This window comes from Rhizobium sp. UFLA01-1127 (assembly GCF_059803845.1).
The window spans coordinates 50,310-63,403 of the sequence record NZ_JAUQTZ010000016.1 but is presented as its reverse complement, the minus strand read 5'-3'; the positions used below and the strand labels follow the sequence as shown (position 1 = coordinate 63,403).

The window sequence follows — 13,094 nt, the reverse complement described above, 5'->3', positions numbered from 1 at the left end:
GCCCAGCGTGTTCCGCAGCACGGCGACGTTGACGAGTGCCCACGGCTCCTTGACTCTTGGAACGCTATTAGACAACGAAGATTGAGGAAGCCGGCTGATCGACGCCAGATTGAGGGCGCTATGTCGCTCAACCTCTGGCAATTGCCGCCGCTAAGTTGGGGACAGCGCGTTCATTCGAAAATTTGCAATGGGCACGCTTCTTGCATTTAGCCAAGGTGCGTGTCACTTTCCTGTCGCACGAATTTGGTTTATGGCGCTATATCGGCCCGCAGGGGGAGAATCGCCATGTCCATCGAAATCTTGAATCGCGAAGCTCAGGGCGAAATGGTTCAGTCTTCAAAGGCAACGGTTGAGCCGGTTGCCAGCGATGTGCTCGGACGCATCGGAAATCTAGAAACGCGCCTTGCCCGCTCGGCGCGCGAAATCGATGCCGCTCAGGCCGTCCGTTACCGCGTTTTCGTCGAGGAGATGAACGCGCAACTTCCGGCCGATGCCATGCGCCGTCAGCGTGATGTCGACGGCTGGGATGCGATCTGCGACCATCTTCTGGTGTTGGACCGTTCGATCGAGGGCGATCCGGAAGATCAGATCGTCGGCACCTATCGCCTGCTGCGCCAGGAAGTGGCCATGGCCAATGGCGGTTTCTATTCCTCCTCCGAATTCGATATCGATGCGCTGCTTGCCCGCCATCCGGACAAGCGCTTCATGGAGCTCGGCCGTTCCTGCGTGCTGCCGGATTACCGAAACAAGCGTACGGTCGAGTTGCTGTGGCAGGGCAATTGGGCTTATGCGCTGAAGCATGGCATGGGCGCGATGTTCGGCTGCGCATCCTTCCCCGGCGTCTTGCCGGAACAGCATGCGCTTGCCCTGTCCTTCCTTTATCACAACGTTGTGGCCAAGGATGAATGGGCTGTCGACGCTTTGCCGTCGCTTGCCCGCAATATGGACCTGATGCCTACGGAAGCCGTGAATGCGAAGAAGGCGCTGATGGCGCTGCCGCCGCTGATCAAGGGGTATCTGCGCCTCGGCGCCATGGTCGGCTCGACCGCCGTGGTCGATCAGGCCTTCAATACCACGGATGTGCTGATCGTCCTGCCGATCGCCAGCATCTCGAATCGCTATGTGAATTACTACGGCGCGGATGCAGGTCGCTTCGCGAGCTGACGAATATTAGAGCGGTTCAGTTTTTCACGGAATCTCTGAACCGCTCTATCTCTTTGTTTTCACGCAATTCCGGACGGAAAATCGCTGCGCACTTTTCCGGAATTGCTCTAAGGGATGGCAAAGATGTCGATCGCGTCCGTGATGCCGCGCAACGCGACATGATGCGATTGCGGCGTGAGGCCGCGCCTTGTCATCAGTTCGGCGGCGCGCGGATGATCGAGCACCGAGCTGGTTGCGAATATTTCGCGTGACGTGGCAAGATGCTGGACGCGGGACGCGATATTGACCGTTTGCCCGAAATAATCCTGCCGTTCGTTCAGGCTCACGGCGATGCACGGACCCTCGTGGATGCCGATTTTCAGTAGAAGATCATCATTGCCGCGCTCTTCGTTGAGGTTGAGCATGGCCTCGCGCATCCGCATGGCAGCAATCAGCGCCCGGTCCGGCGTCGGGAAGGTCGCCATGACGGCATCGCCGATGGTCTTGACGACCGCACCCGCCTCCGCCGCGACGATCTCGTGCAGGATGCCGAAATGGGTCTTGACCAGGTCGAAGGCTGCGAGATCGCCGACCCTTTCGTATAATTCCGTCGAGCCGCGCAGGTCGGTGAACAGAAAGGTGAGGCTGGTGATCTTCAATCGCTGATCGATGTCGATCGTATCCGTGCGGTAGATGTCACGGAAGGTCTGGTTGGAAAGCAGATGCTTGGCGGTCAGGAATGGCCGGCGTTGCCCGAGCAGCGTGTGAAGAGCTTCATTGGCCACGCAGATCGACGGCAGCACGCGAATGTCCGTGTGGTTCTCCATCTGGATGCGCAAGGGACCGGGCCGCAATTCGATCGCCTCGCTGTGGCGGTGCATGCGATCGAAAACGAGCGAGAGAGCCTGCCGCTCCTTCGATGGTTCTCCCTTCACATCGAGGAATTGCGCCGCATGCGTGACAGGCTCGAAGATGATGGTAAATTCTGCCGGCAATTGAAGCGATATCACCGCCTTCTCGCCAGGCGGCAGCTCAAGCGATTCCAGGACGAATTGATCGACTTTTTCTTCATACCCTTCGTCGGGAAGGTCGATACCCGAGCCCCAATAGATCTGGCGGAAATATTCAAGGGGCGGCAGGTCGTGCGGATTGTGCGCTTCTATGTGGCGCACGCGCGGACTGACGGTGAAGGTGACTTCCACCATCTCATCGAGCGTCGGCTCGTATCCGGCTGCGCAAAGCGTACAGTTATAGGTGTCGCTTTGCACGGTTTTCAGCGAGGTATTGGCATCCAATACCCCGCCGCAGCCGGGGCAAAGAACATTCCACGACATCTCGAACAGGCCAAGGCGCGATGCGTGCAGAAAGGCATTGACGGTCTGTTCTTCCTCGAAGCCATGGGCGGCCGCGAAGGCCAGTGGGTTCACGCGGTTGAGCTTGCGGTCGGGTGCCTCGAGGACGAGCCGCTCTATAGCATCGACAATATCCGGCTGCGCTGAATGGCGCAGCACTCCGAACAGGACTTCAGCTTCGCTCATCCGTATATTTTACACCGAATTGAGACGGGAGCCCATCACCTTTGTTGGGTCTCCGACTCAGTCTTATGGATTGCTGGCTACGATCCTGCACCATAGGCGGCGATGGCAGCCATATTGACGATATCCGAATCCTTGGCGCCCATGGAGGTGATCTGCACCGGTTTGTCGAGCCCGACGAGCAGCGGCCCGATCACGGTGGAGCCGCCGAGTTCCTGCAGCATCTTGGTGGAGATCGATGCCGAGTGGAAGGCTGGCATGACAAGCACGTTTGCCGGTCCGGAAAGCTGCGAGAAAGGATAAAGGCTCTCCATGAGCTTCCGGTTCAGCGCGACATCGGCGGCCATTTCGCCGTCGAATTCGAAATTCACATGGCGCTTGTCGAGAATATTCACCGCTTCACGCACCCGCTCGGAGCGTTCGCCGGGGGGATGGCCGAAGGTCGAATAAGCGAGCATGGCGACTCGCGGCTCATAGCCCATGCGCCGTGCGAAGCCGGCGGCTTCCTCAGCGATATCGGCCAGTTCTTCGGATGTCGGCATGTCATGCACGGCGGTATCGGCGACAAACACGGTGCGGCCTCGCGCAAGCACGATCGATATGCCGATCACTGTATGCCCCGGCTTGGCGTCGATGCAGCGGCGCACGTCGCCGAGTGCCGTCGAATAGTTGCGCGTGACACCCGTCACCATGCCGTCGGCGTCGCCAAGCGCCACCATGCAGGCGGCGAAGTGATTGCGGTCGTTATGGATCAGGCGCGTCACGTCGCGATGCAGATAGCCCCGGCGCTGCAGCCGGGCATAAAGATAGTCGATATAGGCATCGCCCCGCTTCGAGATGCGGGCATTGACGATTTCGAGGCCCGGGCGGTTGAGATCGATGCCGGCGCGCTCGGCCGTGGCTTTGATCAGATCCTCGCGGCCGAGCAGGATGGCGGTGCCGAGTCCCTGATTGGCATAGGAGAGAGCGGCGCGCATGACCTGTTCCTCCTCCGCCTCGGCAAAGACAATACGCTTCGGATGCCGGCGTACGCGCTCGTAGAGCTGTGCAAGGGTCGAGGCGATCGGATCGCGCCGGGCTGAAAGCTCGCGCGCATAGGCGGCCATGTCCGAGATTTCGCGGCGGGCAACGCCGCTATCGATTGCAGCCTGGGCGACCGCAACCGGAATTGCCGAGATCAGGCGCGGGTCGAAGGGCACCGGAATGATATATTGCGCGCCGAAACGCGGCCTTGCCCCCTGATAGGCGGCGACAACATCATCGGGCACGTCTTCGCGCGCAAGGCTCGCAAGCGCATTGACGGCTGCGATCTTCATCTCGTCATTGATCGTGGTGGCCCGCACGTCGAGCGCGCCGCGGAAGATATAGGGAAAGCCGAGGACGTTGTTGACCTGGTTCGGATAGTCCGAGCGTCCCGTCGCCATTATGGCGTCGTCGCGGATGCGGGCCACTTCTTCCGGCGTGATTTCCGGGTCGGGATTGGCCATTGCGAAGATGATCGGCTTGTCCGCCATCGAGCGGATCATGTCCTCGGAAAAGGCGCCCTTCTGCGAGAGGCCCAAAACCACGTCGGCACCCTTCATCGCTTCCGCCAGCGTGCGCGTGTCGGTCTTGACGGCGTGTGCCGACTTCCACTGGTTCATGCCCTCGCTACGGCCCTGGTAGATCACGCCCTTAGTGTCGCAAAGGACGATGTTCTCCGGGTTGAAGCCCATCGACTTGATCAGCTCGATGCAGGCGATGGCCGCGGCACCCGCGCCATTGCAGACGAGCTTGGTGGTCTGCAGGTCGCGCCCGGTCAGCTCCAGCGCGTTGATGAGGCCGGCGGCCGCGATGATGGCGGTGCCGTGCTGGTCGTCATGGAACACCGGGATGTCCATGAGCTCGCGCAGCCGCTGTTCGATGATGAAGCAGTCCGGAGCCTTGATATCTTCCAGATTGATGCCGCCGAAGGAGGGGCCGAGATAGCGCACGCAATTGATGAATTCATCGACATTCTCGGTGTCGATCTCAAGATCGATCGAATCGACGTCGGCGAAGCGCTTGAAGAGGACCGACTTGCCTTCCATGACCGGCTTGGAGGCGAGCGCGCCGAGATTGCCGAGGCCGAGAATGGCCGTGCCGTTGGAGATGACGGCGACCATGTTGCCGCGCGAGGTATAGTCGTAGGCGGTGGCCGGATCGGCGGCGATTGCCTTGACGGGGACGGCCACGCCGGGCGAATAGGCAAGGGAAAGATCGCGTTGGGTCGCCATCGGCTTGGTCGGGTTGATCTCAAGCTTGCCAGGGCGGCCGTTCCTGTGGAAGTCCAGCGCTTCCTGCTCGGTGATCCCCGTTCCCGGACGCGACTTGCTCTTGCTGTCAGCCATTGTTCCTCCAAACCTCCTGTGGGCGACCGGTCCCTCTTGCCCGATAGCTGTTGTCTTCTATAGCCGCGCGCGGATAGGGTGGCACCTCATTTTTTTGGAAAAACTGCACCTCCGTGAACGAACGTATAACCGCCAGCATCGATGCTTTCTCGGCCGCCGAGCTTGCCTCGGAGGAAAGCCGCGCCTCGGCTACCCCGATGATGGAGCAATATATCGAGATCAAGGCGAACAATCCCGGTTCGCTGCTGTTCTACCGCATGGGCGACTTCTACGAGCTGTTCTTCGAAGACGCCATCGACGCGTCGCGCGCGCTCGGCATCACGCTGACGAAGCGCGGCCAGCACATGGGGCAGGATATCCCGATGTGCGGCGTGCCGGTTCATGCAGCCGATGATTATCTGCAAAAGCTGATCGCGCTTGGCTTCCGCGTTGCTGTCTGCGAGCAGGTGGAAGATCCCGCCGAAGCAAAGAAGCGCGGCGGCAAGTCCGTGGTGCGGCGCGATGTCGTACGCTTGGTGACGCCGGGCACGATCACCGAGGAAAAGCTGCTTTCGCCCTCGGAATCCAATTATCTGATGGCGCTGACCCGCATCCGCGGCGGCGCCGAACCGCAGCTGGCGCTCGCCTGGATCGATATTTCGACGGGTGTCTTCCGCCTTGCCGAAACGGAGACGTCACGGCTGCTCGCCGATATCCTGCGCATCGATCCCAGAGAACTGATCCTGCCGGATACGATGTTTCACGATCCTGAATTGAAGCCTGTTTTCGACATACTCGGCCGCACGGCCGTTCCGCAGCCGGCCGTGCTGTTCGACAGTGCCAGTGCCGAGGGACGTATCACCCGCTATTTCGGCGTCTCGACGCTCGATGGTTTCGGCACGTTCAGCCGGGCCGAACTGGCCGCCGCTGCCGCTGCGATTGCCTATGTCGAAAAGACCCAGCTTGCCGAGCGGCCGCCGCTCGGGCTGCCGGAGCGCGAAAGCGGTGCCTCGACGCTCTTCATCGATCCCGCAACGCGCGCCAATCTGGAACTGGTGCGCACACTTTCCGGCGACCGCAACGGCTCGCTGTTGAAGGCGATCGATCGCACCGTGACCGGCGGCGGCGCCCGGCTTCTCGCCGAACGGCTGATGTCGCCGCTGACCGATCCTCGGCTCATCAACGAGCGTCTGGATTCGATCGGTTTTCTGACCGAGGAGCCGTCGCTCTGCAGCGATCTGCGTTCGGCGCTGAAACATGTGCCTGATATGCCGCGCGCTTTGTCGCGTCTCGCGCTCGATCGCGGCGGGCCGCGTGATCTCTGGGCGATCCGTCAAGGCTTGGCTGCCGCCGCCGATGTCGCCCGCATGCTCGCAACTGCACTTCTGCCGGAGGAGCTGAAGGGGGCACTGGCCGGACTCAGCGCTTTGCCTGCCGATCTCGAAGCCATGCTCGCCGCGACGCTTGCCGACGAGCTTCCCTTGCTGAAGCGCGACGGCGGTTTCCTGAGAGAAGGGGCAAATGCCGAACTCGACGAAGTGCGGGCGTTGCGCGACCAGTCGCGCCGCGTCATCGCCGGCCTGCAGCTGCAATATGCCGATGAAACCGGCATCAAGTCGCTGAAGATCAAGCACAACAATGTGCTCGGCTATTTCATCGAGGTCACGGCCGGCAATGCCGGGCCGATGACCGATAGCAGCGAAGCCAAGGCGCGCTTCATCCACCGCCAGACCATGGCGAACGCCATGCGCTTCACCACGACCGAGCTTGCCGATCTCGAAAGCCGCATCGCCAATGCCGCCGACAAGGCGCTGGCAATCGAGCTTGAGGCTTTCGATCGCATGGTCACGGCCGTTGTTGCTGCTGCCGAAGCGATCAAAGCCGGCGCCCGCGCTCTGTCGGTCATCGATGTCGCAGCCGGCCTTGCGCTGCTTGCCGAGGAGCAGGCCTATTGCCGGCCCGTGGTCGATGGAAGCCGCATGTTCGCCATCGAAGGCGGCCGTCATCCGGTGGTCGAACAGGCGCTGCGGCGCCAGGCAGGCGGTCCGTTCGTTGCCAACAATTGCAATCTTTCGCCGAAATCCGACGGCAAGGATGGCGCTATCTGGCTGCTGACCGGCCCGAACATGGGCGGTAAGTCCACTTTCCTGCGCCAGAACGCACTGATCGCCATTCTCGCGCAGATGGGCTCCTTCGTGCCGGCCGCTTCGGCTCATATCGGCATCGTCGATCGGCTGTTCTCGCGCGTCGGCGCTTCCGACGATCTGGCCCGCGGCCGTTCGACCTTCATGGTCGAGATGGTCGAGACGGCGGCGATCCTCAATCAGGCAACCGAACGTTCCCTGGTCATCCTCGATGAGATCGGCCGCGGCACCGCGACCTTCGACGGCCTTTCCATCGCCTGGGCCGCCGTCGAGCATCTGCATGAAGCCAACCGATGCCGCGGCCTCTTCGCCACGCATTTCCACGAGCTGACCGTTCTGTCGGAAAAGCTTAGCCGGCTTTCGAATGCCACCATGCGCGTCAAGGAATGGGATGGCGATGTCATCTTCCTGCATGAGGTCGGGCCGGGCGCTGCCGACCGCTCCTATGGCATTCAGGTGGCGCGTCTCGCCGGCCTGCCGGCTTCCGTGGTGGCGCGTGCCCGCGACGTTCTGACGCGGCTCGAGGATGCCGATCGCAAGAATCCGGCAAGCCAGCTCATCGATGATCTGCCTCTCTTCCAGGTGGCCGTTCGCCGGGAGGAGGCGGTCGGGCGACGCGAACCCTCCAAGGTCGAGGAGCGGCTGAAGACGCTCGATCTCGACGATCTGACGCCGCGCGCCGCCCTCGATGTGCTCTACGAGCTGAAGAAAACTCTGACCAAGACCAGCTGACACAGGCGATATTCCAAGGACAACATGATGTATCTCGAAGTTCTTCTCGCCGAAGTCCGCATTCTGGGCGAGCGCTTTTCTCCGATTGCCGCGCGTGGCAAAATAGGCGGCGAGGGCGAGGCGCCGGATTGCGAATCCGATCGCGGCCTGCTCGACATCACCCTGTCCTGCAGCCGTATTTCCGATATCTGTTCGAAGATCGCCAAGGCCGGCTATTGGGAATGCGAGCGCGAAATGGTGACGCAGATCGGCGCCCAGTCGCGAAACATATTATATAGCTTGAACGAGCTAAGGCGGACGCTGGAGCCGGCAAGGCCCTAAAACTGCCGGTTTCTGAGCCGATTGGCGTCACGCTTCGTCAACTTTGGCCCGGTAGAAGTCGGGAGGATCGTCGATTCGAGATGGTCGGCTCCGGCTGGTTTCAAGGAACCCGGGCATAGAATGCCTGTGTCAATCGCCCGGCAAAGAGGCTATAGCGCATGCAGACGAAAAGACGGGCGCGCCGGCAATGGGCCGCGCCAGCGAACAGAAAGCCGATCGGCAGGGCATGGAAACGCATCATATCAATTTTTCGACCATTCTCGATGTATCCGCGCTGAGGGCGGAGTGCGAGGCTCTCGCCAAACGCGGTCTGGACAAGAATGAGGAGCGCTCTGCGCTACTTGCACTGCTGAAGAAGGCGAGCCAGGACGGACGCGAAGAGGCGCGGCGATCGCTGATTGCCGACGGCAGCGGGCTCGATTGCGCGCACCGGATTTCCTGGCTGCAGGACCAGATCATCACCGTCCTCTACGATTTCACCGTCCGCCACGTCTATCCGAAACAGGCAGGCGCCTTCTCCGTCACCGCCGTCGGCGGTTATGGCCGCGATACCTTGGCGCCGGGCTCCGATATCGACCTTCTCTTCCTCTTCCAGCCGAAACCGGCGAGTGAGACGCACAAGGCGGTCGAATTCATTCTCTATATGCTTTGGGACATGGGCTTCAAAGTCGGCCACGCCACGCGCACGGTCGAGGAATGTATCCGCGAGGCCAAGTCCGACATGACGGTGCGCACCGCCATTCTCGAAACCCGATATATCTGCGGCAACGTCGCGCTGGAGCGCGAGCTGCAGGCGCGCTTCGACAAGGAAATCGTCACCAATACCGGTCCGGAATTCATCGCCGCCAAGCTCGCCGAGCGCGACGAGCGCCATCGCAAGGCCGGCGACACCCGCTATCTGGTCGAGCCGAACGTCAAGGAAGGCAAGGGCGGCCTGCGCGACCTGCACACGCTCTTCTGGATTTCGAAATATTATTATCACGTCCGCGATCCCGCCGAACTGGTGAAGCTCGGCGTGCTTTCGAAGCAGGAGTACCGCCTTTTCGAGAAGGCCGAGGATTTCCTATGGGCCGTGCGCTGCCACATGCATTTCCTGACGGCTAAGGCGGAGGAGCGGCTTTCCTTCGATATCCAGCGCGAGATTGCCGAGGCGCTCGGCTACCATGCCCGCCCCGGCCTCTCCGCCGTCGAGCGCTTCATGAAGCACTATTTCCTTGTCGCCAAGGATGTCGGCGATCTCACCCGCATTCTTTGCGCGGCGCTTGAGGATCAGCAGGCGAAGGCCACTCCGGGGCTCACCGGCGTCATCAGCCGCTTTGCCAACCGCTCTCGCAAGATCGCCGGCACCGTCGAATTCGTCGAGGATCGCGGCCGGATCGCACTTGCCAATCCCGATGTCTTCAAGCGCGATCCGGTCAGCCTCATCAGGCTGTTCTTCGTTGCCGACATCAACGGCCTCGAATTCCATCCGGATGCCTTGAAGCGCGTCACCCGCTCGCTGAACCTCATCGACAACGATCTGCGTGAAAACGAGGAGGCGAACCGCCTCTTCCTTTCCATCCTGACCTCGAAACGCGATCCGGCGCTGATCCTGCGCCGGATGAACGAGGCCGGTGTGCTCGGCCGCTTCATCCCGGAATTCGGCAAGATCGTCTCGATGATGCAGTTCAACATGTATCATCACTATACGGTGGACGAGCATCTGATCCGCGCCGTCGAGGTGCTGTCGGAAATCGACAAGGGCAAGGCCGAGGACATCCATCCGCTCACCAACAAGCTGATGCCCGGCATCGAGGATCGCGACGCGCTCTATGTCGCCGTGCTTCTGCACGATATCGCCAAGGGCCGCGAGGAAGATCACTCGGAGGCCGGCGCCGCAGTCGCGCGCAAGCTCTGCCCCCGCTTCGGCCTTTCGCCGAAGCAGACGGAGCTTGTGGTCTGGCTGATCGCCGAGCATCTGACCATGTCGATGGTCGCCCAGACACGCGATCTGACCGACCGCAAGACCATTATCGATTTTGCCGACCGGGTGCAGTCGCTCGACCGGCTGAAGATGCTGCTGATCCTGACGGTCTGCGACATCCGCGCCGTTGGCCCGGGCGTCTGGAACGGCTGGAAGGGCCAGCTTCTGCGTACGCTGTACTATGAAACCGAGCTGCTGCTATCCGGCGGCTTCTCCGAAGTATCGCGCAAGGAGCGGGCGGAAGCTGCGGCCGAGGCGCTGGCACATGCGCTTGCGGACTGGAGCCAGAAGGATCGCAAGGCCTACGTCAAGCTGCACTACCAACCCTATCTGTTGTCCGTGCCGCTGGAGGATCAGCTCCGCCACACGCAGTTCATTCGCCAGTCGGACAAGGCGGGCAAGGTGCTCGCGACCATGGTGCGCACCGACAGCTTCCATGCCATCACCGAAATCACCGTGCTCTCGCCCGACCATCCGCGTCTGCTGACCGTGATCGCCGGTGCATGCGCCGCTGCCGGAGCCAACATCGCGGATGCCCAGATCTTCACGACATCGGACGGGCGTGCGCTCGATACCATCCATGTCAGCCGCGAATTCCCCAATGATGCCGATGAGCTGCGCCGTGCCGCCACTATCGGCAAGATGATCGAGGATGTTCTGGCCGGCCGCAAACGGCTGCCGGAGGTCATCGCGACGCGGACGAAGAACCGCCGCAAGAACAAGGCCTTCGTTATCCCGCCGTCTGTCATCATCACCAACAGCCTCTCCAACAAGTTCACGGTGATCGAGGTCGAATGCCTCGACCGTCCGGGCCTGCTGTCGGAAATAACAGCCGTTCTTTCGGACCTGTCGCTCGATATCCAGTCGGCACGCATCACCACCTTCGGCGAAAAGGTCATCGACACCTTCTACGTCGCCGATCTCATCGGGCAGAAGATTTCCAACGAGAACAGGCGAGCCTATATCACCGCGCGCCTGAAAGCCGTCATGGCGGGCGAGGAGGATGAAATGCGCGAGCGCATGCCGTCGGGCATCATCGCGCCCGCCGCCACGCGCGGCGTCGTCGTCGAAAAGCCAGATCCTGAGAAGAAAGCCGGTTCCGCCGCATGAGCCTAGTCAAGAAATTCATCACCGTCGGTGGCGCGACGCTTGGCAGCCGCATCTTCGGCTTTGCTCGCGAAACGCTGATGGCGGCCGCTCTCGGCACCGGGCCGATGGCCGACGTTTTCTACGCTGCCTTCCGCTTCCCGAACCTCTTCCGCCGCCTGTTCGCCGAAGGCGCCTTCAACGCCGCTTTCGTGCCGCTCTTCGCCAAGGAAATCGAGGCGAACGGCATCGACGGCGCGAAACGCTTCTCGGAAGAAGTATTTGGCGTTCTCTTCTCGGTTCTGTTCCTGATTACCGTCGTCATGGAACTCGGCATGCCGCTCCTGGTGCGTTGGGTCATCGCGCCTGGTTTCGCCGACGATGCCGAGAAATTCGACCTGACGGTCCGGTTGGCCGCCGTGATGTTCCCCTATCTCATGTCGATGTCGCTGACGGCGATGATGAGCGGCATGCTGAATTCGCTGCATCATTTCTTCGCCGCCGCCGTGGCTCCGATCTTCCTGAACCTAGTGATGATCAGCGCGCTGTTCTACGCGATCCACTTCGGCGCCGATCCGCTGAGCACCGCCTGGTACCTATCCTGGTCGGTACTGGTGGCAGGCGTCCTGCAGCTGGCCGTCGTCTATATCGGCGTGCGTCGTGCCGGCATCAATATCGGCCTGCGCTTTCCGCGCTTTACGCCCAATGTCAAGCGGCTCCTGCTCCTTGCGATCCCCGCGGCCATTACCGGCGGCGTCACTCAGATCAATCTGGTGATCGGCCAGGCGATTGCCTCGGGTAAGGAAGGTGCGATCGCCGCCCTGCAATATGCAGACCGCATCTATCAACTGCCGCTCGGCGTCGTCGGTGTCGCGGTCGGAATCGTGCTTCTGCCGGAGCTGGCGCGTTCGCTGAAGTCGGGCCATATCAAGGAAGCCGCCAATATCCAGAACCGCTCGATCGAATTCGTGCTGTTCCTAACGCTGCCGGCCGCTGTCGCCCTGTGGCTGCTCTCCGACGACATCATCCGCGTGCTTTACGAGCGCGGCGCCTTTAACCCGAACAACACGACGCTGGTCGGCTCCATCCTCGCCATCTTCGGCTTGGGCCTACCGGCTTTCGTGCTGATCAAGGCCTTGCAGCCCGGCTTTTATGCCCGCGAAGATACGAAATCGCCGATGCGCTACACGGCGGTCGCCGTCTTCGTCAATTCGGCGCTGTCCATCCTGCTTTTCCCGGTGCTGGCCGAACGCGGTATTGCGCTCGCCGAGGCGGTTGCCGGATGGCTGAACGCCGTACAGCTCTTCGTTACGCTCTATCGCCGCGGGCATCTCGCCTGGGAATGGTCGCTGGCGCGCCGCACCGTCATGCTCCTCGTCTCCTCCGCCGTCATGGGCGGCGTCATCGTATATTTGTCTCATCGGTGGGAGCCGCTTCTGGGGTCCGGCTCGCCGCTGCTCACCAAGGCAGGCGTCCTGGGCTTGCTCATAGTGATTGCGATGGCGGTGTATTTCATTGTCGCCTTCCTGATCGGCGGCGTGGATTTGGGCATGATACGCCGCAACTTGAAGCGCAAGCGAGCGGCGGCTGCACCGGATGCGAAGGCGGTGAACGGGGAGTAGACAGCGACGCCGGCTATCGCGCGAGCTGAGATCGCGTACCTCCTCTGTCGCTGCCGCGACATCTCCCCCACAAGGGGGGAGATTGTTGGGAGTTTGCCGCGCCCTTCGTAAACCAGTAGGCCCACCTCTATGAGCACGTTAATGATTAGATATGAGTAGGTGCCACGCGCTACCGATCTCCCCCCTTGTGGGGGAGATGT

7 protein-coding genes are annotated in these 13,094 nt (G+C 61.5%); 5 read left to right on the top strand and 2 right to left on the bottom strand.

From position 1 onward, the window contains the following. Positions 1-285 precede the first annotated feature (285 nt). The gene (gene olsB, locus Q4Q11_RS06295; protein WP_112506268.1) at positions 286-1,164 is read left to right on the top strand and encodes a l-ornithine N(alpha)-acyltransferase; all 879 of its coding nucleotides are present in this window, start codon (positions 286-288) and stop codon (positions 1,162-1,164) included. 107 nt (positions 1,165-1,271) lie between these two features. On the opposite strand, the gene Q4Q11_RS06290 is transcribed toward olsB, so the two are convergent. Together Q4Q11_RS06290 and Q4Q11_RS06285 are read right to left on the bottom strand one after the other, a co-directional pair. Continuing rightward, the gene (locus Q4Q11_RS06290; RefSeq protein ID WP_112506270.1) at positions 1,272-2,681 is read right to left on the bottom strand and encodes an adenylate/guanylate cyclase domain-containing protein; all 1,410 of its coding nucleotides are present in this window, start codon (positions 2,679-2,681) and stop codon (positions 1,272-1,274) included. 77 nt (positions 2,682-2,758) lie between these two features. Then, complete coding sequence (locus Q4Q11_RS06285; protein WP_113213977.1) at positions 2,759-5,047, bottom strand: NADP-dependent malic enzyme; 2,289 nt, start codon at positions 5,045-5,047, stop codon at positions 2,759-2,761. A 197-nt stretch (positions 5,048-5,244) separates the two neighbouring features. Here Q4Q11_RS06285 and mutS point away from each other — a divergent pair, with 197 nt between their 5' ends. The 4 genes from mutS (at position 5,245) to murJ (ending at position 12,894) form a co-directional block, all read left to right on the top strand. Then, positions 5,245-7,902, top strand: a complete 2,658-nt coding sequence (mutS, locus tag Q4Q11_RS06280; protein WP_498568949.1) for a DNA mismatch repair protein MutS — start codon at positions 5,245-5,247, stop codon at positions 7,900-7,902. Between the two features lie 27 nt (positions 7,903-7,929). After that, positions 7,930-8,223, top strand: a complete 294-nt coding sequence (locus Q4Q11_RS06275; RefSeq protein ID WP_112506277.1) for a hypothetical protein — start codon at positions 7,930-7,932, stop codon at positions 8,221-8,223. 187 nt (positions 8,224-8,410) lie between these two features. Then, a complete protein-coding gene (locus tag Q4Q11_RS06270; protein WP_498568948.1) occupies positions 8,411-11,296 on the top strand; it encodes a [protein-PII] uridylyltransferase in 2,886 nt (961 codons plus the stop codon). Then, positions 11,293-12,894: a murein biosynthesis integral membrane protein MurJ gene (murJ, locus tag Q4Q11_RS06265; protein WP_498568947.1), complete on the top strand. Its 1,602-nt coding sequence runs from the start codon at positions 11,293-11,295 to the stop codon at positions 12,892-12,894. The genes Q4Q11_RS06270 and murJ overlap by 4 nt, the downstream gene beginning before the upstream one ends. Positions 12,895-13,094: the final 200 nt, after the last annotated feature.